20 protein-coding genes and 1 other RNA gene are annotated in these 23,484 nt (G+C 53.5%); 16 read left to right on the top strand and 5 right to left on the bottom strand.

The annotated features are described in order from the left end of the window. Positions 1–273: 273 nt before the first annotated feature. The 8 genes from tig (at position 274) to C5523_RS21320 (ending at position 10,016) form a co-directional block, all read left to right on the top strand. Positions 274–1,572 (top strand): trigger factor, encoded by a 1,299-nt coding sequence (gene tig, locus C5523_RS21355; protein WP_108701924.1) that lies wholly within the window; start codon positions 274–276, stop codon positions 1,570–1,572. A gap of 286 nt (positions 1,573–1,858) precedes the next feature. Beyond that, entirely contained in the window at positions 1,859–2,482 is a 624-nt protein-coding gene (gene clpP / locus C5523_RS21350) for an ATP-dependent Clp endopeptidase proteolytic subunit ClpP (RefSeq protein ID WP_041852501.1), read from the top strand. A gap of 126 nt (positions 2,483–2,608) precedes the next feature. Further along, positions 2,609–3,883, top strand: coding sequence for an ATP-dependent protease ATP-binding subunit ClpX (clpX, locus tag C5523_RS21345; protein WP_041852500.1), 1,275 nt, complete (start codon positions 2,609–2,611; stop codon positions 3,881–3,883). Between the two features lie 183 nt (positions 3,884–4,066). Next, positions 4,067–6,421, top strand: a complete 2,355-nt coding sequence (gene lon / locus C5523_RS21340; protein ID WP_079497563.1) for an endopeptidase La — start codon at positions 4,067–4,069, stop codon at positions 6,419–6,421. Positions 6,422–6,631: 210 nt separating this feature from the next. After that, positions 6,632–6,904, top strand: coding sequence for a nucleoid-associated protein HU-beta (gene hupB, locus C5523_RS21335; protein ID WP_041852498.1), 273 nt, complete (start codon positions 6,632–6,634; stop codon positions 6,902–6,904). A gap of 207 nt (positions 6,905–7,111) precedes the next feature. Beyond that, on the top strand, positions 7,112–8,986 hold the full coding sequence (gene ppiD / locus C5523_RS21330; protein WP_071195831.1) for a peptidylprolyl isomerase: 1,875 nt from the start codon (positions 7,112–7,114) through the stop codon (positions 8,984–8,986). A 144-nt stretch (positions 8,987–9,130) separates the two neighbouring features. Further along, a complete protein-coding gene (locus tag C5523_RS21325) occupies positions 9,131–9,511 on the top strand; it encodes a helix-hairpin-helix domain-containing protein (RefSeq protein ID WP_041852496.1) in 381 nt (126 codons plus the stop codon). A 97-nt stretch (positions 9,512–9,608) separates the two neighbouring features. Further along, positions 9,609–10,016 (top strand): YbgC/FadM family acyl-CoA thioesterase, encoded by a 408-nt coding sequence (locus C5523_RS21320; RefSeq protein ID WP_041852495.1) that lies wholly within the window; start codon positions 9,609–9,611, stop codon positions 10,014–10,016. 570 nt (positions 10,017–10,586) lie between these two features. Here the strand turns inward: C5523_RS21320 and queC are convergent. Then, entirely contained in the window at positions 10,587–11,282 is a 696-nt protein-coding gene (gene queC / locus C5523_RS21315) for a 7-cyano-7-deazaguanine synthase QueC (protein WP_041852494.1), read from the bottom strand. A 67-nt stretch (positions 11,283–11,349) separates the two neighbouring features. Next, positions 11,350–13,050, bottom strand: a complete 1,701-nt coding sequence (locus tag C5523_RS21310) for an SgrR family transcriptional regulator (RefSeq protein WP_108701923.1) — start codon at positions 13,048–13,050, stop codon at positions 11,350–11,352. A gap of 98 nt (positions 13,051–13,148) precedes the next feature. On the opposite strand from C5523_RS21310, the gene cof reads away from it, so the two are divergent. After that, entirely contained in the window at positions 13,149–13,967 is an 819-nt protein-coding gene (gene cof / locus C5523_RS21305) for an HMP-PP phosphatase (protein ID WP_041852492.1), read from the top strand. A gap of 41 nt (positions 13,968–14,008) precedes the next feature. On the opposite strand, the gene C5523_RS21300 is transcribed toward cof, so the two are convergent. Further along, positions 14,009–15,055, bottom strand: coding sequence for a PLP-dependent cysteine synthase family protein (locus tag C5523_RS21300; RefSeq protein WP_071195827.1), 1,047 nt, complete (start codon positions 15,053–15,055; stop codon positions 14,009–14,011). A 115-nt stretch (positions 15,056–15,170) separates the two neighbouring features. On the opposite strand from C5523_RS21300, the gene C5523_RS21295 reads away from it, so the two are divergent. The 5 genes from C5523_RS21295 to amtB all read left to right on the top strand — a co-directional run bounded on the left by C5523_RS21295 (position 15,171) and on the right by amtB (position 21,123). Further along, positions 15,171–15,629: an Lrp/AsnC family transcriptional regulator gene (locus tag C5523_RS21295; protein WP_108701922.1), complete on the top strand. Its 459-nt coding sequence runs from the start codon at positions 15,171–15,173 to the stop codon at positions 15,627–15,629. 45 nt (positions 15,630–15,674) lie between these two features. Then, positions 15,675–17,438: a SmdA family multidrug ABC transporter permease/ATP-binding protein gene (locus C5523_RS21290; RefSeq protein ID WP_041852489.1), complete on the top strand. Its 1,764-nt coding sequence runs from the start codon at positions 15,675–15,677 to the stop codon at positions 17,436–17,438. Further along, complete coding sequence (locus tag C5523_RS21285; protein WP_108701921.1) at positions 17,431–19,209, top strand: SmdB family multidrug efflux ABC transporter permease/ATP-binding protein; 1,779 nt, start codon at positions 17,431–17,433, stop codon at positions 19,207–19,209. The genes C5523_RS21290 and C5523_RS21285 overlap by 8 nt, the downstream gene beginning before the upstream one ends. 255 nt (positions 19,210–19,464) lie before the next feature. Further along, on the top strand, positions 19,465–19,803 hold the full coding sequence (gene glnK, locus C5523_RS21280; protein WP_002891893.1) for a P-II family nitrogen regulator: 339 nt from the start codon (positions 19,465–19,467) through the stop codon (positions 19,801–19,803). Positions 19,804–19,833: 30 nt separating this feature from the next. Further along, complete coding sequence (gene amtB, locus C5523_RS21275) at positions 19,834–21,123, top strand: ammonium transporter AmtB (RefSeq protein ID WP_041852487.1); 1,290 nt, start codon at positions 19,834–19,836, stop codon at positions 21,121–21,123. A gap of 67 nt (positions 21,124–21,190) precedes the next feature. On the opposite strand, the gene tesB is transcribed toward amtB, so the two are convergent. After that, positions 21,191–22,060: an acyl-CoA thioesterase II gene (tesB, locus tag C5523_RS21270; RefSeq protein ID WP_108701920.1), complete on the bottom strand. Its 870-nt coding sequence runs from the start codon at positions 22,058–22,060 to the stop codon at positions 21,191–21,193. A 214-nt stretch (positions 22,061–22,274) separates the two neighbouring features. Here tesB and C5523_RS21265 point away from each other — a divergent pair, with 214 nt between their 5' ends. Then, positions 22,275–22,841 carry a YbaY family lipoprotein gene (locus C5523_RS21265; RefSeq protein ID WP_071195825.1) on the top strand — a complete coding sequence of 189 codons (567 nt, stop codon included), beginning with the start codon at positions 22,275–22,277 and terminating at the stop codon, positions 22,839–22,841. Between the two features lie 34 nt (positions 22,842–22,875). Here the strand turns inward: C5523_RS21265 and C5523_RS21260 are convergent, their stop codons facing one another. Continuing rightward, positions 22,876–23,187, bottom strand: a complete 312-nt coding sequence (locus tag C5523_RS21260) for an MGMT family protein (RefSeq protein WP_107222594.1) — start codon at positions 23,185–23,187, stop codon at positions 22,876–22,878. Between the two features lie 165 nt (positions 23,188–23,352). Between C5523_RS21260 and ffs the strand changes: the two genes are divergently transcribed. Next, positions 23,353–23,449, top strand: an RNA gene (ffs, locus tag C5523_RS21255) — signal recognition particle sRNA small type. Positions 23,450–23,484: the final 35 nt, after the last annotated feature.

Raw genomic sequence — 23,484 nt, 5'->3', positions numbered from 1 at the left:
TTTGTTTTGTCTGAGTTTTGAGCGAGAAGCGCAATTTTTAGGTCAAAATTACCTCGGAATTGTGAAAAATGGCGCAACAATGCGGCGTTCCCGTTCTCGACTCACTAAAGTGATGCCGCTATAATGCCGCGTCTTTATATATGAACGTCTTCGGGATGATTCTGGTGACAGGGAATGTATATCTGATTTGAGAGAGCATCCCGGTTCTGCGAAGCCCTATGACAGCTTCCAGAGTAGAGTTGACCGAGCACTGTGATTTTTTGAGGTAACAAGATGCAAGTTTCAGTTGAAACCACTCAGGGCCTTGGGCGCCGTGTAACGATTACTATCGCTGCTGACAGCATCGAGACCGCTGTGAAGAGCGAGCTGGTTAACGTAGCGAAGAAAGTACGTATTGACGGCTTCCGTAAAGGCAAAGTACCGATGAATGTCGTTGCTCAGCGTTATGGCGCCTCCGTACGTCAGGACGTACTGGGCGAACTGATGAGCCGCAACTTTATTGACGCGATCATTCAGGAAAAAATCAACCCGGCTGGCGCACCGAACTATGTTCCGGGCGAATACAAACTGGGCGAAGACTTTACCTACTCCGTAGAATTTGAAGTTTATCCGGAAGTTGAGCTGAAAGGCCTGGAAACTATCGAAGTTGAAAAACCGGTTGTAGAAGTGACCGACGCTGACGTCGACACTATGCTGGACACCCTGCGTAAACAACAAGCAACCTGGAAAGATAAAGATGGTGCTGTTGACGCGGAAGACCGTGTGACTGTTGATTTCACTGGCTCTGTAGACGGTGAAGAGTTCGAAGGCGGCAAAGCCACTGATTTCGTGCTGGCGATGGGCCAGGGTCGTATGATCCCAGGCTTTGAAGACGGCATCAAAGGCCACAAAGCGGGTGACGAGTTCACCATCGACGTGACCTTCCCGGAAGACTACCACGCTGAAAACCTGAAAGGTAAAGCGGCGAAATTCGTTATCAACCTGAAAAAAGTTGAAGAACGTGAGCTGCCGGAACTGACCGAAGAGTTCATCAAACGTTTCGGCGTTGAAGATGGTTCTGTTGCTGGTCTGCGTGCAGAAGTACGTAAGAACATGGATCGTGAGCTGAAAGTCGCAGTGCGTAACCGCATCAAGTCTCAGGCAATCGAAGGTCTGGTGAAAGCGAACGAGATCGAAATCCCGTCAGCCCTGATCGACAGCGAAATCGACGTTCTGCGTCGTCAGGCTGCTCAGCGCTTCGGTGGTAACGAGAAACAAGCGCTGGAACTGCCGCGTGAGCTGTTTGAAGAGCAGGCTAAACGCCGCGTGATCGTTGGTCTGCTGCTGGGCGAAGTGATTCGCACCAACGAGCTGAAAGCTGACGAAGAACGCGTGAAAGGCCTGATCGAAGAGATGGCTTCTGCTTACGAAGATCCGACCGAAGTTATCGAATTCTACAGCAAAAACAAAGAGCTGACTGATAACATGCGTAACGTCGCTCTGGAAGAACAGGCTGTTGAAGCTGTACTGGCAAAAGCAAAAGTGACTGAGAAAGCAACCAGCTTCCAGGAACTGATGAACCAGCAGGCTTAATTTACTCATCCGGTATAAAGAGTAAACAATAAGCCCGTCACCTTCTGGTGACGGGCTTTTTTTATCGCATTGATGTTATCAGAAGTGTGCTAAAAGGGCGTTTCAGTGTTAGCGTAACAGCAAAAGGTTGTTATGCTTGAAATAAGGTGTGGTCATCCCCATTAAGGGACTATCGACTGTGAACACTCTGGCTGATAATCCGTCCGTGAGGGGTCGTAGTCAGACCTGGCTCACTCAAGTACAATCAGTACAGCAGGTTATTTATTTTTAGATCCAGGAGACGGACATGTCATACAGCGGCGAACGAGATACCTTTGCACCCCATATGGCCCTGGTGCCAATGGTTATTGAACAGACCTCACGCGGTGAGCGCTCTTTTGATATCTACTCCCGTCTTCTTAAGGAACGTGTCATTTTCATGACGGGTCAGGTTGAAGACCACATGGCAAACCTGATCGTGGCGCAGATGTTGTTCCTGGAAGCGGAGAATCCGGAAAAAGATATTTACCTGTATATTAACTCTCCGGGTGGCGTTATCACCGCCGGAATGTCAATTTACGACACCATGCAATTTATTAAGCCTGACGTCAGCACCATTTGTATGGGCCAGGCCGCGTCCATGGGCGCATTCCTGCTGACGGCGGGAGCAAAAGGCAAGCGTTTCTGCCTGCCAAACTCACGCGTGATGATTCACCAGCCGCTGGGTGGTTACCAGGGGCAGGCGACGGATATTGAAATCCACGCCCGTGAAATCCTGAAAGTGAAAGGGCGTATGAACGAACTCATGGCGCACCATACGGGTCAATCTTTAGAGCAAATTGAACGAGATACAGAACGTGACCGTTTCCTCTCTGCGAACGAAGCCGTCGAATACGGTCTGGTTGATTCAATTTTGACCCATCGTAATTAATGCTCAGGCCGGAGTAGTGCCGCTATAATGAATATCGAGTGGCACTACGCTGGCAAGCGTTTTGCGCCTGGAATGGCATTTGCGTCGTCATGTGCGGCACAAAGAACAGAAAAGAGGTTTTGACTCATGACAGATAAACGCAAAGATGGTTCGGGCAAACTGTTGTACTGCTCTTTTTGCGGCAAAAGCCAGCATGAAGTGCGCAAGCTCATTGCCGGGCCGTCCGTGTATATCTGCGACGAATGTGTTGATCTGTGTAACGACATTATTCGCGAAGAGATTAAAGAAGTTGCGCCGCATCGCGAGCGCAGTGCACTGCCGACCCCGCACGAGATTCGCCATCACCTGGACGATTATGTTATCGGTCAGGAACAGGCGAAAAAAGTGTTGGCCGTCGCGGTATACAACCACTACAAACGTCTGCGCAACGGCGACACCAGCAATGGTGTTGAGCTGGGCAAAAGTAACATTCTGCTGATCGGGCCAACCGGTTCCGGTAAAACGCTGCTGGCTGAAACACTGGCGCGCCTGCTGGATGTTCCGTTTACCATGGCGGATGCCACCACACTGACCGAAGCGGGTTATGTGGGTGAAGACGTTGAAAACATCATCCAGAAACTGTTGCAGAAGTGCGATTACGACGTACAAAAAGCGCAGCGCGGCATCGTCTACATTGATGAGATCGATAAGATCTCGCGTAAGTCTGATAATCCGTCTATCACCCGTGACGTATCCGGTGAAGGCGTACAGCAGGCATTGCTGAAACTGATCGAAGGTACCGTGGCAGCCGTGCCGCCGCAGGGTGGTCGTAAACACCCGCAACAGGAATTCTTACAGGTTGATACCTCCAAAATCCTGTTCATTTGTGGTGGCGCATTCGCCGGTCTGGATAAAGTGATTTCCCATCGTGTTGAAACCGGTTCTGGTATCGGCTTTGGCGCGACGGTAAAAGCGAAATCCGAAAAAGCGAATGAAGGCGAACTGCTGGCCCAGGTTGAGCCGGAAGATCTGATCAAATTTGGTCTGATCCCGGAATTTATTGGTCGTCTGCCGGTGGTGGCAACCCTCAACGAGCTGAGCGAAGAAGCGCTGATTCAGATCCTGAAAGAGCCGAAAAATGCCCTGACTAAACAGTATCAGGCGCTGTTCAATCTTGAAGGTGTGGATCTGGAGTTCCGTGACGAAGCCTTGACCGCTATCGCGAAGAAAGCGATGGTGCGTAAAACGGGTGCGCGTGGTCTGCGTTCCATCGTTGAAGCGGCGTTGCTGGACACCATGTATGATCTGCCGTCTCTGGAAGAGGTCGACAAAGTGGTTATTGATGAGTCCGTCATCGCCGGGCAAAGCAAACCGCTGTTGATCTACGGTAAGCACGAAGCGCAACAGGCATCTGGTGAATAATTCACCAATCCATACATACAGTTAATGAAAAAGGGGGGATTTTATCTCCCCTTTTATTTTTCCTGATTCTCGCCGTTGAATGTGTGGGAAACATCCCCATATACTGCTTTACATGTTAATGGTGCGTGTTGCACAGTCACGTCACCGGATTACCTGGCGGACATTAAACTAAGAGAGAGCTCTATGAATCCTGAGCGTTCTGAACGCATTGAAATCCCCGTATTGCCGTTGCGCGATGTGGTGGTTTATCCGCACATGGTCATACCCCTGTTTGTAGGGCGGGAAAAATCTATCCGTTGTCTTGAAGCGGCCATGGACCATGATAAAAAAATCATGTTGGTTGCACAGAAAGAAGCCTCAACGGATGAGCCGGGTGTAAACGATCTTTTCACCGTCGGGACCGTGGCCTCTATTCTGCAGATGCTGAAACTGCCTGACGGCACTGTCAAAGTGCTGGTGGAAGGTCTGCAGCGCGCGCGCATTACCACGCTGTCGGATAATGGCGAACATTTCACGGCTAAAGCGGAATATCTCGATTCCCCGGCCATTGATGAGCGCGAGCAGGAAGTGCTGGTACGCACTGCCATCAGCCAGTTTGAAGGCTATATCAAGCTCAACAAAAAAATCCCACCGGAAGTGCTGACTTCGCTGAACAGCATTGACGACCCTGCGCGTCTGGCCGATACCATTGCCGCGCATATGCCATTGAAACTGGCCGACAAACAGTCCGTTCTGGAGATGTCCGACGTTAATGAACGTCTGGAATATCTGATGGCGATGATGGAATCGGAAATTGACCTGCTGCAGGTCGAGAAACGTATCCGTAATCGCGTTAAAAAGCAGATGGAGAAATCTCAGCGCGAGTACTACCTGAATGAGCAGATGAAGGCCATTCAGAAAGAACTCGGCGAGATGGATGACGCGCCGGATGAGAACGAAGCGCTGAAACGCAAAATCGACGCGGCCAAAATGCCAAAAGAGGCAAAAGAGAAGGCCGAAGCCGAACTGCAGAAACTGAAAATGATGTCCCCGATGTCTGCGGAAGCCACCGTGGTCCGCGGTTATATCGAGTGGATGATTCAGGTTCCGTGGTATGCGCGCAGCAAAGTGAAAAAAGACCTGCGTCAGGCGCAGGAAGTGCTCGATACCGACCACTATGGCCTTGAGCGTGTCAAAGACCGCATCCTTGAGTATCTCGCGGTACAAAGCCGTATGAACAAACTCAAAGGCCCAATCCTGTGTCTGGTTGGACCGCCGGGGGTGGGTAAAACCTCTCTGGGTCAGTCCATCGCCAAAGCGACAGGACGTAAGTACATCCGTATGGCGCTTGGCGGCGTGCGTGACGAAGCGGAAATTCGCGGTCACCGTCGTACCTATATTGGCTCCATGCCAGGCAAACTGATCCAGAAGATGGCCAAAGTGGGCGTGAAAAACCCGCTGTTCCTGCTCGATGAGATCGACAAAATGTCTTCGGACATGCGTGGCGATCCAGCATCTGCTCTGCTGGAAGTGCTTGATCCGGAACAGAACGTTGCATTTAGCGATCACTATCTGGAAGTGGATTACGATCTCAGCGATGTCATGTTTGTCGCGACGTCTAACTCCATGAACATTCCGGCACCGCTGCTCGATCGTATGGAAGTCATCCGTCTTTCCGGTTACACGGAAGATGAGAAGCTGAATATTGCTAAGCAGCATCTGCTGACGAAACAGATCGAACGTAATGCGCTCAAACCGACGGAACTGACCGTGGATGACAGCGCCATTGTCGGCATCATCCGTTATTACACCCGTGAAGCGGGCGTGCGTAGCCTTGAGCGTGAAATCTCGAAATTGTGCCGTAAAGCGGTGAAACAGCTACTGATGGATCCGACACTGAAACACATCGAGATTAACGGGGACAACCTGCACGATTACCTGGGCGTTCAGCGCTTTGACTATGGCCGCGCGGATGACGAAAACCGTGTGGGTCAGGTAACCGGGCTGGCGTGGACCGAAGTCGGCGGCGACCTGCTGACCATCGAAACCGCGTGCGTACCGGGCAAAGGCAAGCTGACTTATACCGGTTCGCTCGGTGAAGTTATGCAGGAATCTATCCAGGCTGCGCTGACCGTGGTGCGTGCACGGGCGGAAAAACTCGGTATTAACGGGGATTTCTACGAAAAACGCGATATTCACGTTCACGTACCGGAAGGGGCTACGCCGAAAGACGGCCCGAGCGCCGGTATCGCGATGTGCACCGCGCTGGTTTCTTGCCTGACTGGCAACCCGGTACGTGCTGATGTGGCGATGACGGGTGAAATTACCCTGCGTGGTCAGGTTCTGCCGATTGGTGGCCTGAAAGAAAAACTGCTGGCGGCGCACCGTGGCGGGATCAAAACCGTGCTAATTCCTTACGAGAACAAACGCGATCTTGAGGAAATTCCGGAAAACGTCATTGCCGACCTGGACATCCATCCGGTTAAGCGCATTGACGAGGTTCTGGCCCTGGCATTGCAAAACGAACCGTTTGGTATGCAGGTCGCGACCGCAAAATAGTGACCGCGCGCAAAGAGCGTTGATAAAAACAAGGCTGGTAAGGCATTTCGGACTTGCCAGCCTTTTTTTGTATAGCTAATTTAGATTGCTGGTTGGGTGTGTCATCATCAACTGGTGTTGTAAGGGCATGACAGGCCTGATATAACTGCTGCGCGGTCGCGCTGTGAAGGACTCAGGCGCGATATAAATTATAAAGAGAGGAAGAGAAGAGTGAATAAATCTCAACTGATAGACAAGATTGCCGCGGGGGCTGACATCTCTAAAGCGGCTGCTGGACGTGCGTTAGATGCTTTAATTGCTTCTGTTACTGAATCTCTGAAAGAAGGGGACGATGTAGCGCTGGTAGGTTTTGGTACTTTTGCTGTTAAAGAGCGTGCTGCGCGTACAGGTCGCAACCCTCAGACCGGCAAAGAAATCACTATCGCCGCAGCTAAGGTTCCGGGCTTCCGCGCTGGCAAGGCACTGAAAGACGCGGTTAACTGATCGCTTCCCTGTGGGAGGTGAAAAGTACAAGGGCGCATCGAGAGATGTGCCTTTTTTATTTATTCAGTCACTCTTATCTGAGTTTCTGCGAGTTGTGGGCTGACAATTGCCCCCTTTTCTTGTCAAAATACGACCCTATACGCAGCGTCGGGAAACTGAGTGACTGCGAGAGGTCTACAGTCACCTACAGCGGAGTGTTGTTACACCATGATGGACAATTTACGCACGGCAGCAAACAGCATCGTGCTCAAGATCATTTTCGGCGTCATTATCGTGTCGTTCATTTTGACCGGCGTCAGTAGCTACCTTATTGGCGGTAACAATAATTATGCCGCAAAGGTAAATGACCAGGAGATTGGTCGCGCACAATTCGAAAATGCGGTTGCCAGTGAACGTAATCGTATGCAGCAGCAACTGGGTGACCAGTTCTCAGAGCTGGCCGCGAATGAAAACTATATCAAATCCATGCGTCAGCAGGTGCTGAACCGCCTTATCGACGAAGCACTGCTGGACCAGTACGCGCATAACCTGCATCTGGGCATCAGCGATGAGCAGGTTAAGAAAGCGATTTTCTCCACCCAGGCTTTCCAGACCAACGGTAAATTCGATAACGACCGTTTCAACGGCATCGTCAACCAGATGGGTATGAATGCAGATCAGTATGCACAGGCGCTGCGCAACCAACTGACCTCTCAGCAACTGATCAACGCGATTGCGGGTACGGACTTCATGCTCAAAGGTGAGACGGATGAACTGGCGGCGCTGGTTTCCCAGCAGCGCGTTGTGCGTCAGGCGCTGATCGACGTGAATGCGCTGGCGGCAAAACAGACCGTAAGCGATCAGGAGATCGCCGGCTTCTATGAGCAGAATAAAACCCGCTTTGTCTCCCCGGAGCAGTTCCGTGTCAGCTATATCAAGTTGGATGCGGCCAACATGCAGCAGGACGTCAGCGATGCGGATATTCAGTCTTACTATGATCAGCACATGGATCAGTTCACGCAGCCGCAGCGTAATCGCTATAGCGTTATTCAGACCAAAACAGAAGATGACGCGAAAGCCGTGCTGGACGCACTGAGCAAAGGGGCAGATTTTGCCGCACTGGCGAAAGAAAAATCCACCGACATTATCTCTGCCCGTAACGGCGGTGATATGGGGTGGCTGGAGCCGGCCACCACACCTGACGAACTGAAAAATTCAGGTCTGAAAGACAAAGGCCAACTGTCAGGCGTGATCAAATCTTCCGTTGGCTTCCTGGTTGTTCGTCTTGATGACATTCAGCCTGCAAAAGCTAAACCGCTGAGCGATGTTCATGACGAGATCGCCGCGAAAGTGAAGCAGGATAAGGCACTGGATGCCTGGTATGCCCTGCAACAGAAGGTGAGCGAAGCCGCAAGTAACGATAATGAATCTCTGGCGGGTGCTGAGCAAGTTGCCGGGACAAAAGCCGTTGAAACGGGCTGGTTTAGCCGTGACAGCCTGCCGCAAGAACTTAATTTTAAACCGGTTGCCAATGCTATTTTTGACGGTGGTCTGGTGGGTGTGAACGGTGCGCCGGGCAGTAACTCTGACATTATTACTGTCGATGGCGACCGCGCCTTCGTGTTGCGTGTGAGTGAGCATAAAGCAGAGGCGGTTAAGCCACTGGAAGAGGTTAAAGCTCAGGTCAGTGAGATCGTTAAACATAACAAAGCGGAGCAGCAGGCCAAACTGGATGCTGACAAGCTGATCGCTGAACTGAAAGCGGGTAAAGGCGATGATGCGCTGAAAGCCGCAGGGTTAAGCTTTGGCGCGGCGAAAACCTTGACTCGTACCGGTCAGGATCCGATTAGCCAGGCGGCATTCAGCCTGCCGCTGCCGGAGAAAGACAAACCGGGTTATGGCGTAGCGAACGATGCCCAGGGCAATGTCGCGATTCTGGCGTTAGATGAAGTGAAAGCTGGCACCATGCCGGACGACCAGAAGAAAGCGATGGTTCAGGGTATTACCCAGAACAATGCACAGATCGCTTTCGAGGCGCTGATGACCAACCTGCGTAAAGAAGCCAAAATCAAACTTGGCGCGATTATGGAACAGCAGGAATAGCGAGACGCTTCCCACAAATATTGCAACGCTTTGCAATTCAAAAGGCCGCTTTCGCGGCCTTTTCCACATTTGCGCTTCGCCATTTGTCCCGTTTTTCCCGGTTGTTTATCGTAGCCTCGTTGTTAAACACCAAGGAGAAACAGCATGAAACATGGAATCAAAGTACTTTTACTGACCCTTTCTTTTGCCTGTGCTGGCATCAGCCATAGTACGCTGGCAGCCCCCAATGGCGGTGGTGCGAAAGCGCCAGCGGTGCAAACCAAAGCCGATAACGGTGCGACGCCGGGTGCTAAAACCCCCGACACGGCAAAAAGCACTGATGATGACGGTACAAGAGTTAGCATTAATACCGCCAGCGCTGAGGATCTGGCTCGGGTGATGAATGGCGTGGGCATGAAAAAAGCGCAGGCGATTGTGAGCTACCGGCAAGAGTACGGTCCCTTTAAGACTCTGGACGATCTGAAGCAGGTGCCTGGTATGGGGAGCGCGCTTGTTGAACGCAACCTCGGAAATCTGACCCTATAAAAGATGATGCTTGCGTAGTGGCGAAATTTTGCCAGACTAGAGAGGTCATACCAGTTATGACCTCTGTTCCTATAACAAAAGAAAAGGTTAAAGCGCTATGCAGACTCAGATCAAAGTTCGTGGTTATCACCTCGATGTCTATCAGCATGTGAACAATGCCCGCTATCTGGAATTCCTGGAAGAAGCGCGTTGGGATGGGCTGGAAAACAATGAAAACTTTAAGTGGATGACGACGAATAACATCGCGTTCGTGGTCGTCAACATCAATATCAATTACCGTCGTCCTGCCGTGCTGGGCGACCGCCTGACGGTGACCAGCCACGTTAAACAGATTAACGGACGAAGCGGCGTGCTCAGCCAGGTCGTGACGCTGGAACCGGGAGGTGAAGTGGTGGCCGATGCGTTAGTGACCTTTGTGTGTATTGATCTTAAAACGCAAAAGGCGCTGGCGCTGGAAGGGGAGTTACGTGAAAGGCTGGAAGAGATGATCCGCGAAGAGGCGTGACAGTCGCAAAAATCTCCCGGATGCGGCATAAATGCCTTATCCGGGCTACCACCGGTTTTCTCCCTCTCCCTCTGGGAGAGGGTTGGGGTGAGGGGAATATGCGGCTCGGAAGGTGGGTTCCGTTCACCTTATGTTCATGGCGAAATGTCACCTCCGGACACGTGAACGGGTAAAGGGGAACACCGCGTTCCCCTTTACAATCCCCGCGGCCCCGCAAAAAATCGGTGCTTCGCACTGCGTTCGCCTCCCGCCCCGCTGCCTGCGGTCGGTTTGACTCGACGTCCTGTCTCGACAAACCTCAGTCCGCCATCCCTGGCGGCCTGCCCTTGTCATAGGGTCTTCGTCTCACCGATTTCAGCGGGGACTCAACCCCCTCGCTGCACGCCCTGCGCCAGGGGGGCACAAAGATGTCGCTGTGGTTGTCATGCGGGAAAACGAGTCAGCCATGGTTAACAAGGTTGAAGACGTTCACAGTATCTACACGATTATCGCAGTGGATACAAATTGTAGCCCGGGGAAGCCATGTTCCCGGTTCATACCGCAGCGCATCCGGGAACCCAGAAGGGTACGTTACTTCAACCCGGTTTTCTTTTTCATGGCAGCCATCACCGCAGTCTTATCGGCCAGGTAATGGCTCAGGCCATTCGCCCGCAGGTTACAGGCGGCGCACTGTCCGCAGCCATCGCCTTTGATGCCGTTATAGCAGGTTAACGTCTCATTGCGCACCAGTTCCAGTTTGCCCCAGTAATCTGCCAGCGCCCAGGTTTCGGCTTTGTCTATCCACATCAATGGCGTTTCAAAGCGAATATCTTTCGCCATGCCCAGAGTAACCGCATGGTTCAGGGCTTTGACAAACTCGTCTCGGCAGTCCGGATAACCGGAAAAATCAGTTTCGCAAACGCCGGTGATCACCGCTTCGGCCTGCACCTGATATGCGTAAATGGCCGCCAGGGTCAAAAACAGAATATTGCGCCCGGGTACGAACGTATTCGGGATACCACTGGCATCAGGCTGATAATCCGGTACCGGGATGCTGTCGCGCGTCAGGCTGCTGACGGCCAGTTCATTCAGTAACGTTACATCCAACACTTTGTGCGCACGTGCGCCTAACTGTAATGCCAGTTCACGCGCCACATCGATTTCCGCACGATGACGCTGACCATAATCGAAGGTGACACAATGCACTTCATCGTATTGTTGCAACGCCTGAACCAGACAGGTTGTGGAATCCTGCCCGCCACTAAACACGACTACGGCACGTTTCATAATTATTCCCGGTATTCATTCATAAAGGCGATATGGTAGCGCGTGCGGATTGCCCCGACCAGCTTCTTCACCGCGCCGGTGCCGGTAGCCAGGCCTGGGTAAAATCAAACCAGCCACGGGTGTTCAGGCGAATGCCTTCTACGCCTGGTGGCGCGCTAATCCGATACTGATAATTAAACAGCGGTGTCAGTATTGCCTCATCCATCAGGTGGCTGAATACCGCCTGCAACGCCTCGCTACGCGCAGTTTCGTCCGCCACGCTTTGCACGGCATCGAGCGTAGCCTGCAAATGGGAGAATTGCGCACGGCTGAGTACATTGGGCCAGACCGGGTCGCAGCGCAGCCACTGTTCCAGCGCATATTCCGGGGCTTCGCCAATCAGCCTGTCGCCCATCAGTAAGTCTGCCTGCGCCAGCGCACTGCACCCATCCCAGGTTTTCGCATCATGAAAAATCAGCGTGACATCGCAACCCTGTTCGGCCAGATAACGTTTGAACTGTTGCGCCATAGTGTGTAATTCCACCGGAAGATGGTAAAGCAAAGTTAACGTGGGCGGTAACTCAACGCTCTCTTCCGGTGGCCACTGCGGAATCGTCCAGCCAGGGAGAAGTTCTTTACTGGGGGTAATGAGGTTTTCATCCAGCGGCAGTGTCTCCAGCAGCGACGTCTGATGGATGATTTGCACAAGGCGTCGTGACTGTGCCGGGGTGAGATTCGCGCCAATACGCTGTGTCAGATAACAAAACCCAAGGCTGACACTGTTACTCACTTGCTGCAAATGCACGAGTTCATCAGGCTCGCCAATCGCAATCTGCACCGGGTGGCGACAACTGGTCCCGAGATTCTGCTCAAAAAGCTGCGGTGTAATCCAGAACTCCACCGCTTTCAATAATGGATGAGTGAGGTGGTACTGCTCATGACTTTCCAGTCTGACCAGTTCCTTACTGAATGAGGCCAGACGGAACGGCCCGGTACCGATTAGTGGCATTTGCGGATGCGCCAGCGTGGTGGCATAGCTGGCAAGCCGGTGCGCCAGCCAGAAATCCGGATGGTGCAACGTAAATGTCAGACAGTGGGAATGGGTCGCCTCCACGCTTTTGACGCTGGCGAACAGCGTCCGTAAGGCGGGCAGTTCAAGGAGTAGCATGAAACGTGTTTGTAACTGGCGAACATTCACGACATCGCCGTTATGCCAGTGCAACGTCGTGCGGATATGAAACCGCCAGGTCAGCTTGTCCTCGCTAATATCCCAGTGGTGCGCTAAATCCCCCTGCGGTAAAAAGCTATCGTCAACGAAACGCGTCAGGCCAGAGAAGATTTGCCCGGCAAGATGCTGTTCCGCCCGACCGGGTAAGAAACCCTGCCGTAGCGGCTCCAGAGGGCGGTAGTAAGGAATGCGTAACGTCGGGGTATCGTTTTGCCAGAGCCCGCCAAGGAAGGGGTTCAGTAAAATGCGCAAATCTTCCGGCGCGAGCTGCGCCAGCGCCAGCGCGTTTTGCTGCTGGCCCTCATTCAGCGCCTGCTCCATCATCTCCTGGCGCAGGGATTCCGGCGTCCGCAAAAACTGCAACGCTGCACGCTTACCCCGCCCGGAGTGGGAATCCCAGTTCAGCCAGCCGGCTTCCTGCATCTGGCGTAATAGCGTACGCATATGGCGTTCGCTGCAAAAACAGCGTGCGGCAAGTTCGGCCACGCTGACCTGTTGCGCTTCTCCTGATGAGACCTGCCAGAGGCGCTGGTATTGATTGAGTCTGTTAAGAAGTCGCATAAACCCGGAACAATTCTCTCTATCTGCTCACTATTACTTCCGTATATATCAGGCAATACTTCTGCGCAATACACGGCGATCACATCTGGAGATGAAATATGGCCCGGCTGGCTGCTTTTGATATGGACGGTACTTTGTTGATGCCCGATCACCGCCTTGGTGAGCAAACTGTAGCAACGCTGCGCCGTCTGCGTGAACGCGACATTACCCTCACTTTTGCGACCGGCAGGCATGCGCTGGAGATGCGCAAGCTTATCGACATCCTCGCGCTGGACGCTTTTTTGATAACCGGTAACGGTACGCGCGTCCACTCTCTGGAGGGGGAGCTTTTACATCGCCAGGACCTTGATCCCGAAGTGGCTGAACTCGTACTGCACAGCAAATGGGATACGCAGGCCAGCATCCATGCGTTTAACGATGACGGCTGGATGACGGATAAACCTGTCCCGGAGGCGTTGGACGAGCATATCTACAGTGGATTCACTTACCAGTTGGTGGATCTCAAGCGACTGCCTGCCCATGACGTGACCAAAATCTGTTTTGTGGGTGAACATGACGACCTGTGCCGTCTGCGGATCCAGATGAATGAAGTGTTAGGCGGACGCGCCAATTTATGCTTTTCCGCCTCTTACTGTCTGGAGGTATTACCGCTCGGCTGCAACAAAGGTTCGGCATTGACCATGCTCAGCTCGCTGCTGGGCGTGCCGATGCAGGATTGCATGGCGTTCGGCGACGCTATGAATGACAGAGAGATGCTGGCAAGCGTAGGGCGCGGCATGATCATGGGAAATGCCATGCCACAGTTGCGCGCCGCGCTTCCACACTTACCGGTTATCGGACACTGCCGCGATCAGGCCGTGTCGCACTTCTTAACGCATTGGCTGGATACACCTAATCTTCCTTATTCCCCCGAATGATGAGATCTTTTCCAGCGGCCAGGTGTGAATGCCTGGCTTTTTTATTTTATCAGCGAGTTAATTTCTTCCCGCCACGGGCGAATATCGCCGATATTGGCTTCGACCCACTGCGGGTTGTAGTAGGTATCAAGATAACGTTCGCCGCTGTCGCACAACAGGGTCACGATAGAGCCACTCCGCCCCTCGTCGCGCATACGCGCCGCCAGTTGTAAGGCTCCCCACATATTGGTGCCGGTCGATGCGCCAACCCGACGCCCTAATTGTGTCTCCAGCCATTGCGCCGTTGCCACACTGGCGGCATCCGGCACTCGCAACATCTCGTCTACCACGTCAGGAATAAATGACGGTTCGACGCGTGGTCGGCCAATGCCTTCAATTTTGCTACCCACAGAGGAACGCAGCCTGGCGTCTCGGGTCTGCCAGAAATTGAGAAACACCGAGTTTTCCGGATCCACGACCATCAGTTCGGTGCTGTAGCCCTGACAGCGAATGTAACGCCCGATAGTGGCCGATGTGCCGCCCGTACCTGCGCTCATGACGATATAGTCCGGCACCGGATGCGGCTCGTTTTTCATCTGGCGAAAAATGCTATCCGCAATGTTGTTATTACCGCGCCAGTCGGTGGCGCGCTCGGCATAGGTAAACTGATCCATATAGTGGCCGTTCAGTTCACGCGCCAGGGTTTCTGAGGCCGCATAAATCTCGCAGGCGCTCTCCACGAAGTGACAGCGACCACCGTAGAATTCAATCTGCTCGACTTTTCGTTTTGCCGTGCAATAAGGCATAACGGCAATAAACGGTAATCCCAACAGACGGGCAAAATATGCTTCTGATACCGCCGTTGAACCGGATGACGCTTCAATGATGGTGGTGCCTTCTTTAATCCAGCCATTACACAGGCCATAGAGAAAGAGTGAACGCGCCAGACGATGTTTGAGGCTTCCGGTTGGATGCGTACTTTCATCTTTCAGATAGAGCCTGATGCCGGGGAAAGCAGGCAGCGCGAGACGGATCAGGTGCGTGTCCGCAGATCGCTGATAATCGGCATTGATTTCGTTAATGGCGTGCTTAACCCAGTCACTGTTCATACATCGTTTCCATTTATCATTTTGTGCCCAGATTAGCGGAAAACGCAGGAAAAATTGTTGCCATTTAAACTTTGAAATAGACTGTTAAGAGAAAAACTTTCTCCGGGAAGGCGTAATGCTAGATAAAATAGATCGTAAGTTGCTTTCTTTGCTCCAGCAGGACTGCACACTCTCTTTGCAGGCGCTGGCGGATGCCGTTAATCTGACCAGCACGCCATGCTGGAAACGACTAAAGCGGCTTGAGGAGGAGGGGATCCTGCTCGGACGGGTAGCCATGCTGGATGCGGAGAAACTTGGCCTGAGCCTGACCGCATTTGTGCTGATCAAAACCCAGCATCACAGCAGCGACTGGTACTGTCGCTTCACCGCCGTGGTCTCGGAAATGCCGGAAGTGCTTGGATTCTGGCGTATGGCGGGAGAGTATGATTACCTGTTACGCGTTCAGGTTGCGGACATGAAACGTTATGACGACTTCTACAAAAAACTGGTCAATAGTGTACCTGGCTTGTCCGATGTGACATCCAGTTTTGCGATGGAACAGATAAAATACACCACGGCTTTGCCCATTGAATAACCCTCCCGGCGGTAGCCGGAAAACTCACGTTCAGGATGTAACCGCGTGCGATTATTTGCTCAGTTAAGCTGGTACTTTCGCCGGGAGTGGCGACGCTATCTCGGTGCTGTAGGCCTGCTTATCATTATTGCGATTCTACAACTCGTCCCGCCTAAGGTGGTGGGGATCATTGTCGATGGCGTTACCCGCCAGCACTTTACCGCATCGCAGATCATGATGTGGGTCGGCACACTGGTGCTGATTGCTATCGTCATCTACCTGCTGCGCTATGTCTGGCGCGTCTGGCTGTTTGGCGCGTCCTATCAGCTCGCCGTCGAGCTACGCGAAGATTTTTACCGCCAGCTCAGCCGCCAGCATCCGGAATTTTATCTGCGCCACCGTACCGGCGACTTGATGGCGCGGGCTACGAATGACGTTGACCGTGTGGTGTTCGCCGCCGGGGAAGGCGTGCTCACGCTGGTGGATTCACTGGTGATGGGCTGCGTGGTGCTGGTGGTGATGTCCACGCAGATTAGCTGGCAACTGACGCTGTTGTCGCTGTTGCCAATGCCGATTATGGCCATTTTTATTAAACGTTACGGCGACCAGTTGCACCAGCGCTTCAAGCTGGCGCAGGCGGCGTTCTCCTCGCTTAACGATCGTACTCAGGAGAGCATGACCAGCATTCGCATGATCAAGGCGTTTGGTCTCGAAGACAGGCAGTCGGCGCTGTTTGCCGCGGAGGCCGCCGATACCGGGGCGAAAAACATGCGTGTCGCCCGCGTCGATGCCCGTTTTGATCCGACCATTTATATTGCTATCGGCATGGCAAACCTGCTGGCGATTGGCGGCGGGAGCTGGATGGTGATTCAGGGCTCGCTCACGCTGGGGCAGCTTACCAGCTTCACCATGTATCTTGGCTTAATGATTTGGCCGATGCTGGCGCTGGCCTGGATGTTTAACATCGTTGAGCGCGGCAGCGCCGCCTATAGCCGTATTCGCGACATGTTGGCGGAAGCGCCGGTGGTGACCGACGGTACCGAACCGGTTCCGGAAGGGCGCGGTAGCCTGCAGATTACGATTCGCGAATTTACGTATCCGCAAACGGCACAGCCGATTTTGAATAATGTGAATGTCTCCCTGCTACCTGGCCAGATGTTAGGGATTTGCGGGCCAACGGGGGCGGGTAAATCCACCTTGCTCTCTCTGATTCAGCGCCATTTCGATGTTGAGCAGGGGGACATTCGTTTTCATGGGGTGCCGCTGACGCAACTAAAACTGGATGACTGGCGCAGCCGCCTGGCGGTGGTGAATCAGACACCGTTCCTGTTCTCCGACACTGTCGCCAATAATATCGCGCTGGGTAAACCGGGGGCGACGCAGGACGAGATTGAACATGTGGCGCGGCTTGCCAGCGTGCACGAGGATATCCTGCGCCTGCCGCAGGGCTACGATACCGAAGTCGGCGAGCGCGGCGTAATGCTCTCCGGCGGGCAAAAGCAGCGTATCTCAATTGCCCGCGCGCTGCTGCTGAACGCAGAGATTCTGCTGTTGGACGATGCGCTCTCTGCCGTAGATGGCCGCACCGAGCACCAGATTCTACATAACCTGCGTCAGTGGGGAGAAGGGCGTACGGTAATTATCAGCGCCCATCGCCTGTCGGCGCTGACGGAAGCCAGTGAGATTTTAGTGATGCAGCATGGACATATCGGGCAACGTGGGCAACATGAACAGCTTGCGCGCCAGCCCGGCTGGTATCGTGATATGTATCGCTATCAACAACTGGAAGCGGCGCTGGATGACACGCCAGAGGAGGCGGTTGATGCGTAAGTTAATGCAACAGTGGCCCACCCTGAAACGTTTGCTGGTCTACGGTTCTCCCTGGCGCAAACCGCTGACCAAAGCCGTCGTGATGCTGTGGGTCGCGGCGGCGGCGGAAGTGTCCGGACCGGCGCTGATCAGCTATTTTATCGACAATATGGTGGCGAAAAGTTACCTGCCCGTTGGGCTGGTGGCGGGGATGGTCGTTGTCTATGTCGGCCTGCAGGTGCTGGCGGCCGGGCTGCATTATGCCCAGGCGCTACTGTTTAACCAGGCCGCCGTCGGCGTAGTACAGCGGTTGCGTACCGATGTGATGGATGCTGCTCTGCGACAGCCGCTGAGCGCCTTCGATACCCAGCCGGTCGGGCAGATCATTTCGCGCGTGACCAACGATACCGAAGTGATCCGCGATCTCTATGTGACGGTGGTGGCGACAGTATTGCGCAGTGCGGCGCTGATTGGCGCGATGCTGGTGGCGATGTTCAGCCTCGACTGGCGTATGGCGCTTGTCGCTATCTGCATCTTCCCGGCGGTTATCATCGTGATGTTGATTTATCAGCGTTACAGTACGCCAATTGTGCGCCGTATGCGGGCCTACCTGGCGGATATCAACGATGGCTTCAACGAAGTCATCAATGGGATGAGCGTGATCCAGCAGTTTCGCCAGCAGGCGCGTTTTGGTGAGCGCATGGGATCGGCAAGCCGCTCCCATTACCTGGCGCGAATGCAGACGTTACGTCTCGATGGCTTCCTGCTGCGTCCTTTACTGAGCCTCTTTTCCGCGCTGGTGCTGTGCGGCCTGTTAATGCTGTTTGGCTTTAGCCCGGCTGGCACGATGGAGGTTGGGGTGCTGTATGCCTTTATCAGTTATCTTGGTCGCCTGAATGAACCGTTGATTGAGCTGACGACCCAGCAGTCGATGCTCCAGCAGGCGGTAGTGGCCGGGGAGCGTGTCTTTGAGCTGATGGACTGTCCACGCCAGACCTATGGCTACGACGATGAGCCGCTAAAAAGCGGGTCTATTGATATCAACGATGTCTCGTTTGCCTATCGTGATGACCGTCTGGTGCTGCAGGACATTAGCCTGAATGTACCTGCCCGCAGTTTTGTGGCCCTGGTGGGGCATACCGGTAGCGGTAAAAGTACGCTGGCAAGCCTGCTCATGGGCTACTACCCGCTGACCAAAGGAGAAATCCGCCTGGATGGCCGGCCACTTTCCGCGCTGAGCCACAGCACATTGCGTAAAGGAGTAGCGATGGTGCAACAAGACCCGGTGGTGATGGCGGATACCTTCTTTGCCAACGTCACGCTGGGGCGTGACATTTCCGAAGAGCAGGTCTGGCATGCGCTGGAGGTGGTGCAATTGGCCGGGCTGGCGCGCGAAATGCCGGAGGGGATTTATACCCGCCTTGGCGAGCAGGGGAATAATCTCTCCGTCGGGCAGAAGCAACTGCTGGCGCTGGCGCGTGTACTGGTTGATACGCCGCAAATTCTGATTCTGGACGAAGCAACGGCGAATATCGATTCAGGCACCGAAAAGGCCATTCAGCAGGCGCTGGTGGCGGTCCGGCAGCACACGACACTGGTCGTGATTGCACACCGGCTGTCGACGATTGTCGAGGCGGAAACCATTCTTGTCCTCAATCGCGGTCAGGCCGTTGAACGTGGTACGCATCAGCAACTGCTTGAGGCAAAAGGGCGCTACTGGCAGATGTATCAACTGCAACTGGCAGGGGAGGAGCTTGCCGCCAGTGTTCGAGAAGAATCGCTAATCGCCTGATGCACCAAAATTAAGCATGCTACTAACAGGATCCGCTGTTGGTGCAAAAAAGTAACGCACCACGCACTGTCGTGGTGCGTTTTTCTTTTCCAGGAACAATCTGAACCATTCCCATTTTCATCGCTGCGCTATGACATCCTTCTTAGACGGCTTAACAGCCTGAAATTTTCCCGTTTTTCATTTTTGGCACACCGCTTGCAACATCTCATGCGTATTAGCTGCGGCCATTATCGATTTTCGACTGGAGGGGGATCTATGAAGCTGGTTACCGTGGTAATTAAGCCATTCAAACTGGAAGACGTTCGTGAAGCGCTGTCTTCAATTGGTATTCAAGGGTTAACCGTGACCGAAGTGAAAGGTTTCGGACGTCAGAAAGGACACGCTGAGTTGTACCGTGGTGCGGAGTACAGCGTTAACTTCCTGCCAAAAGTGAAGATTGATGTGGCAATTGCTGACGATCAGCTCGATGAAGTCATTGATGTCATTAGCAAAGCGGCCTACACCGGAAAAATTGGCGACGGCAAAATTTTCGTTGCCGAGCTGCAACGCGTCATTCGTATTCGTACCGGCGAAGCCGACGAAGCGGCACTGTAATACCTGGCACACAGTGAGGGGATGGGTAAAATGAAGAAAGCACTATTAAAAGCGGGTCTGGCCTCGCTGGCATTACTGCCGTGTCTGGCTATGGCAGCCGATCCGGTTGTCGTCGATAAAGCCGACAATGCCTTTATGATGATTTGCACCGCGCTGGTGCTGTTTATGTCAATTCCGGGCATCGCCCTGTTCTATGGTGGTTTAATCCGCGGTAAAAACGTCCTTTCTATGCTGACACAGGTTGCGGTTACGTTCGCACTGGTGTGCGTGCTGTGGGTGGTTTACGGCTACTCTCTGGCCTTTGGCACTGGCGGCAGCTTCTTCGGTAGCTTCGACTGGGTGATGCTGAAAAATATTGAACTGAAAGCGCTGATGGGCACCATCTATCAGTACATTCACGTTGCGTTCCAGGGCTCGTTTGCCTGTATTACCGTCGGCCTGATTGTCGGTGCGCTGGCAGAACGTATCCGTTTCTCCGCAGTACTGATTTTCGTCGTGGTATGGCTGACGCTGTCCTACGTGCCGATCGCACACATGGTCTGGGGTGGCGGTCTGCTGGCAACCCATGGCGCCATGGATTTTGCGGGCGGTACAGTCGTTCACATCAACGCAGCCGTTGCAGGCCTGGTGGGTGCTTACCTGATTGGCAAACGCGTCGGTTTCGGTAAAGAAGCGTTTAAACCGCACAACCTGCCGATGGTGTTTACCGGTACAGCAATCCTCTATTTTGGCTGGTTCGGCTTCAACGCCGGTTCTGCGAGTGCTGCGAACGAAATTGCGGGTCTGGCTTTCGTTAACACCGTCGTGGCAACAGCGGGTGCGATCCTCTCCTGGGTCTTCGGTGAGTGGGCGCTGCGCGGCAAACCGTCTCTGTTGGGTGCCTGTTCTGGTGCGATTGCTGGCCTCGTGGGTATCACCCCGGCGTGTGGTTACGTTGGTGTAGGTGGCGCGCTGATCGTGGGCATCGTTGCAGGTCTGGCGGGGCTGTGGGGCGTTACCGCGCTGAAACGCTGGCTGCGTGTTGACGACCCGTGTGATGTCTTCGGTGTTCACGGCGTGTGCGGTATCGTAGGTTGTATCATGACAGGTATCTTCGCAGCCACTTCACTGGGCGGCGTGGGTTATGCCGAAGGCGTGACCATGGGCCATCAGGTTCTGGTACAACTGGAAAGTATCGCCATTACTATCGTATGGTCTGGTATTGTCGCCTTTATCGGTTACAAACTGGCTGATATGACAGTGGGTCTGCGTGTTCCGGAAGATCAGGAACGCGAAGGGCTGGACGTCAACAGCCACGGCGAGAACGCCTACAACGCCTGATCGAACTGAGTTATCTCCTGAGCAACATAAGCCTCCCCATTGGGAGGCTTTTGTTATTGTACTGCGGTCAGACCGCCGCATCGCGGTTACGCATTACCCCTTCCTGGACGGTAGAGGCGACCAGGATGCCATCCCGGTTGTAAAACTCTCCGCGGACAAAACCGCGTGCGCTCGATGCCGAGGTACTTTCCACGCTGTAAAGCAGCCAGTCGTTTAAATCGAAAGGGCGATGGAACCACATGGAGTGGTCGATGGTTGCCACTTGCATGCCTTTTTCGAGAAAACCTACGCCATGGGGCTGGAGCGCAACCAGCAGGAAGTGAAAGTCAGACGCATAGCCGAGCAGATATTGCTGGACGCGTAAATCCTGCGGCAACGTGCCATTGGCGCGCATCCAGACCTGGCGGGTTGGCTCGGCGACGTGTCCTTTTAGCGGGTTGTGAAATTCCACGGGGCGGATTTCAATCGGTTTGTCGCCGAGAAATTTCTCTTTTACCAGCGGCGGTAAAAACGCAGACAGCTCGCGGGCAATTTCCGTTTCGGATTTCAACGACTCCGGTGCTGGCGCATAAGGCATCGCCTTTTGATGCTCATAGCCCGGTTCCGGTGCCTGGAATGACGCCGTCATATAAAAAATCGGTTTCCCGTTTTGAATGGCCGCCACGCGACGAGCGCTAAAACTATTACCGTCACGTAACACTTCGACGTCATAAATAATGGGTTTCTGGCTATCGCCCGGACGCAGAAAATAGCTGTGAAACGAGTGCACCAGCCTGTCTGCCGGTACGGTTTCTTTCGCCGCGTATAACGCTTGCCCAACCACCTGACCACCGAACACCTGGCGCAGACCTAAGTCTTCGCTCTGCCCTCGAAACAGACCTTCCTCTATTTTTTCCAGATTCAACAATGACAGCAGATTTGTAAGCGCCTGACTCATAGGTGTCCTCAATAAAAATAAAACCGACGCAGCGGATTCCTTGATCAGTATAACCTGGAAATAAAAGTGGTCCGATGGGTGCAATAATCTGAATAGATGGGGGTTTGCAGGCAAAAATCAGTGACATGTGCCACACTTGAACACGTTACGATGGTCCAACCACACATTCTGGCAGAAAACATTCTTGCTGGTGCATAGAAGATAAGGAGAACTCATGAAACTCGTGCACATGTTAAGTGGTTTAGCAGTCGCTGTAGCGCTGACTGCCTGCGCAAAAAAAGCCGCAGACATTCCAACGCCTGCACCAAACCCGCAGGCACCTGCGGCGAGTACGGCGGCGATAACCCAACCTAACGTCTCTGGTACGGTATGGATCCGCCAGAAAGTGGCGTTACCGCCTAATGCGGTCCTGACCGTCACTGTCTCTGACGCCTCCATGGCCGATGCGCCGTCTAAAGTGATTGCCCAAAAAGCGGTTCGCACCGAAGGTAAACAGGCGCCGTTTAGCTTTGTCTTGCCGTTTAACCCGGCAGACATCCAGCCTAACGCGCGTCTGCTGCTGAGTGCGGCTATTACCATTGATGACAAAATGGTCTTTGTAACCGATACGGTTAAACCGATCATTAACCAGGGCGGTACGAAAGCTGACCTGACACTGGTTCCGGTCCAGCAGACCGCTATTCCATTGCAGTCAGGCGGTGGCGCGACAACTACCGTGCCTTCAACATCCCCAACCCAGGTAAGCCCTTCTACGGCAACGCCTGCACCGACGCAGATGTAATGTGCGTGCCTCCTCTCCTGCGGGAGAGGAGGTTTCAGTAAATCCAGCGATAGCGCTGCATATCAATTTGTCCACTGCCGGATACCGCTACGCCTTCTTCCATTAATGCCTGTCGCTGACGTTGTAAATCCGGTCCGCTTAATGAAATTGAGCCGTGGCGATTAACCACCCGATGCCAGGGTAAAGTACTGCCCTCCGGTAAACGCTTTAGCACGCCACCGACCTGTCTGGCTGCACGTGGCGACCCCGCCAGCCTGGCGACATCACCATAGGTTGTGACATAGCCCTCTGGAATCGAGGCGACGATTTGCCATACCCGCTGTGGAAAAGAATCGTGATTATCCATACTGCCTTCCTGACTGACGAAAGGTCAGCATAAACAGCCTGGTCGTGACTGTGAAGGGGAGATTGCGCAAGAAATCGGCATCCGTCAGGGTGCGGCTTGCAATTGCGGCATGGGACATGGATAATGCGCCAGCGCGTTGGTTAACAACGCTCTCAATGGGGGCTCTGTTGGTTCTCCCGCAACGCTACTTTGTTTACCAGGTCAGGTCCGGAAGGAAGCAGCCAAGGCAAAGGACGTGTGTGCCGGGATGTAGCTGGCAGGGCCCCCACCCATTTCTGGTACCTTCTTTTATCTTGC

This window comes from Phytobacter sp. SCO41 (assembly GCF_003073275.1).
In the GTDB taxonomy this organism is placed as follows: domain Bacteria; phylum Pseudomonadota; class Gammaproteobacteria; order Enterobacterales; family Enterobacteriaceae; genus Phytobacter; species Phytobacter diazotrophicus.
The sequence above is the reverse complement of the archived record's forward strand: the minus strand, read 5'-3'. Positions and strand labels throughout refer to the sequence as shown.

Coding starts and splice junctions, on each gene's coding strand:
- tig (WP_108701924.1), top strand. CDS start 274: ATGCAAGTTTCAGTTGAAACCACTCAGGGCCTTGGGCGCCGTGTAACG.
- clpP (WP_041852501.1), top strand. CDS start 1,859: ATGTCATACAGCGGCGAACGAGATACCTTTGCACCCCATATGGCCCTG.
- clpX (WP_041852500.1), top strand. CDS start 2,609: ATGACAGATAAACGCAAAGATGGTTCGGGCAAACTGTTGTACTGCTCT.
- lon (WP_079497563.1), top strand. CDS start 4,067: ATGAATCCTGAGCGTTCTGAACGCATTGAAATCCCCGTATTGCCGTTG.
- ppiD (WP_071195831.1), top strand. CDS start 7,112: ATGATGGACAATTTACGCACGGCAGCAAACAGCATCGTGCTCAAGATC.
- C5523_RS21325 (WP_041852496.1), top strand. CDS start 9,131: ATGAAACATGGAATCAAAGTACTTTTACTGACCCTTTCTTTTGCCTGT.
- C5523_RS21320 (WP_041852495.1), top strand. CDS start 9,609: ATGCAGACTCAGATCAAAGTTCGTGGTTATCACCTCGATGTCTATCAG.
- queC (WP_041852494.1), bottom strand. CDS start 11,282: ATGAAACGTGCCGTAGTCGTGTTTAGTGGCGGGCAGGATTCCACAACC.
- C5523_RS21310 (WP_108701923.1), bottom strand. CDS start 13,050: ATGCGACTTCTTAACAGACTCAATCAATACCAGCGCCTCTGGCAGGTC.
- cof (WP_041852492.1), top strand. CDS start 13,149: ATGGCCCGGCTGGCTGCTTTTGATATGGACGGTACTTTGTTGATGCCC.
- C5523_RS21300 (WP_071195827.1), bottom strand. CDS start 15,055: ATGAACAGTGACTGGGTTAAGCACGCCATTAACGAAATCAATGCCGAT.
- C5523_RS21295 (WP_108701922.1), top strand. CDS start 15,171: ATGCTAGATAAAATAGATCGTAAGTTGCTTTCTTTGCTCCAGCAGGAC.
- C5523_RS21285 (WP_108701921.1), top strand. CDS start 17,431: ATGCGTAAGTTAATGCAACAGTGGCCCACCCTGAAACGTTTGCTGGTC.
- glnK (WP_002891893.1), top strand. CDS start 19,465: ATGAAGCTGGTTACCGTGGTAATTAAGCCATTCAAACTGGAAGACGTT.
- amtB (WP_041852487.1), top strand. CDS start 19,834: ATGAAGAAAGCACTATTAAAAGCGGGTCTGGCCTCGCTGGCATTACTG.
- tesB (WP_108701920.1), bottom strand. CDS start 22,060: ATGAGTCAGGCGCTTACAAATCTGCTGTCATTGTTGAATCTGGAAAAA.
- C5523_RS21265 (WP_071195825.1), top strand. CDS start 22,275: ATGAAACTCGTGCACATGTTAAGTGGTTTAGCAGTCGCTGTAGCGCTG.
- C5523_RS21260 (WP_107222594.1), bottom strand. CDS start 23,187: ATGGATAATCACGATTCTTTTCCACAGCGGGTATGGCAAATCGTCGCC.